At 31.3% G+C, this 2,188-nt stretch carries 2 protein-coding genes; both read left to right on the top strand.

What is annotated here, in order from left to right; genetic code table 11:
* Positions 1-88 precede the first annotated feature (88 nt).
* The gene (locus Q0370_RS01035; RefSeq protein ID WP_299570909.1) at positions 89-547 is read left to right on the top strand and encodes a DIP1984 family protein; all 459 of its coding nucleotides are present in this window, start codon (positions 89-91) and stop codon (positions 545-547) included.
* A 304-nt stretch (positions 548-851) separates the two neighbouring features.
* Complete coding sequence (locus Q0370_RS01030; protein WP_299570906.1) at positions 852-2,033, top strand: dicarboxylate/amino acid:cation symporter; 1,182 nt, start codon at positions 852-854, stop codon at positions 2,031-2,033.
* The last annotated feature ends 155 nt before the right edge of the window (positions 2,034-2,188 follow it).

Below are 2,188 nucleotides of genomic sequence, written 5' to 3'. Positions count from 1 at the left end.
TCTATTATACAAAATTATCCTTTACATTTTATAAATTTTACATTATACTTTAAAGTACTAAAAAATTAAAAATTGGAGGATAAATTAAATGAAAATCGCTGAAGCTCTTATTTTACGTGCCGATATTCAAAAAAGAATTTCACAGTTAAAAACAAGACTTAATAATAATGCTAAAGTTCAAGAAAATGAAGAACCTGCTGAAAATCCCGAATTTTTATTAACTGAATTAGATGACTTAATTTCCCAGCTAAATGATTTAATAATAAAAATAAACAGAACGAATACTTTTTCAAAAATTGATGGGATTTCATTAGTTGAACTAATTGCAAAAAAAGATACTCTTTCACAAAAAGCAGTGATTCTGCGTGAATTTATAGAAATTGCAAGCCAAAAGATAAATCTTTATTCCTCAACAGAAATAAAGGTTTTTAGCACGGTTAATGTTCCAGCACAGCAAAAGCAGCTAGATAAATTGTCTAAGGAAATTCGTGAAACTGATACAAAATTACAGCAGGCAAACTGGACTATTGATTTGATTGAAGAATAGAAAAATATAACTTACACTAAATTCTATTTAAAAATATTCGGTTTATATTCTTTAATTAGAAAATTCACAATAAATTTTGGGCGTAGATATTATTAAGGTGAACATAAGCCTTTGGATATTAGGAAAAAAATATCCTACAAAATGACGTAATGCGGGGAAGTTACAAAAATTACGATTAATCCCAGTATTGTTACATCAGTACGAATCATTGTAAATGTTACTACCATATGTTAATTAATAATATTGAGGCTGGGTTGTGGGATTGGTTTTGCTATGTAAAAATTTATAAGGAGAGAAAAATTTTATGAAAAAAATAGGGCTTGTGCCACGTTTGATTATTTCGATTGTGCTTGGTATTTTACTTGGATTAGTTTTACCAAGTCCGATTATAAGAATTTTTGTCACGTTTTCGTCGTTATTTAGTAAATATTTGTCGTTTATTATTCCATTTATGATTATTGGATTTGTTGTAACTGGAATTTCAGATTTACGTCATGGAGCGGGAAAATTACTTGGAATTACGACTTTACTGGCTTATCTTTCTACAATTGTTGCAGGTACACTTTCGTATCTTATGGCAATTAGTATTTTTCCAAAAATTCTTAACTTTGCTTCGTTTACAACGGTGGAACATCCTGAAAAGAATCTTTTGACAGCTTATTTTGACATTCCAGTTGCACCAATGTTTGATGTAACTTCAGCAATCGTTTTTGCCTTTATAATGGGGCTTTCAATAAGCTGGCTTAGAAATAATGGTGAAGGACAAACTACCTACAACCTTTTTCGTGAGTTTTCAAAAATAATCACAAAATTACTGAGCACATCGGTTATTCCTCTACTTCCAGTCTACATTTTTGGAACATTTATGAACATGACTTACAGCGGACAGATGTTTACGACACTTTCTATTTTCCTAAAAGTATTTGTCTGTGTGGTAATTCTTCACATTTTATATATTTCAGCTTTATTCATATTTGCTGGAGGAATTTCAGGAAAAAATCCTCTTACCTGTATGAAAAATCAAATTCCAGGTTATTTTACAGCACTTGGCACACAATCTTCAGCAGCCACAATCCCAATAAATCTAGAATGTGCAAAACGAAATGGAACATCGCCTGAAATCCGTGAATTTGTAGTTCCTTTATGTGCCACAATTCATTTGGCTGGAAGTATTATTACAATTACAAGCTGTGTTGTTACTGTACTTATGATGCACAGTATGTCCTACGGAATTTCAACAATTTTTCCGTTTATAATGGTTCTTGGAGTAGCAATGGTAGCTGCGCCTGGAGCACCTGGAGGAGCAATAATGTCTGCACTTCCATTTTTAGGAATGGTTGGAATTGCCTCAAGCAGCCCAATGGCTTCACTCTTAATCGCACTTTACATAACACAGGATAGCTTTGGAACAGCGGCTAATGTTTCTGGAGATAATGCGATTGCCATTATAGTTGATTGGATTTATCATAAATTTATAAAAAAATAAAATTAGTATGATTGAAAAAGTAGAAAATTTATGCTATAATTAACCTATAAAGGTAATGGATATACTCCATTTTAAGGTAAAAAATAGCGAAAAAAATATCTTCTTCTTAGTTGAAGGGGGTATTTTTTTTATGTTATAATATTTCTGGGTTCGCT

Source organism: uncultured Leptotrichia sp., assembly GCF_938036635.1.
Lineage (GTDB): Bacteria > Fusobacteriota > Fusobacteriia > Fusobacteriales > Leptotrichiaceae > Leptotrichia > Leptotrichia hongkongensis.
The sequence above is the reverse complement of the archived record's forward strand: the minus strand, read 5'-3'. Positions and strand labels throughout refer to the sequence as shown.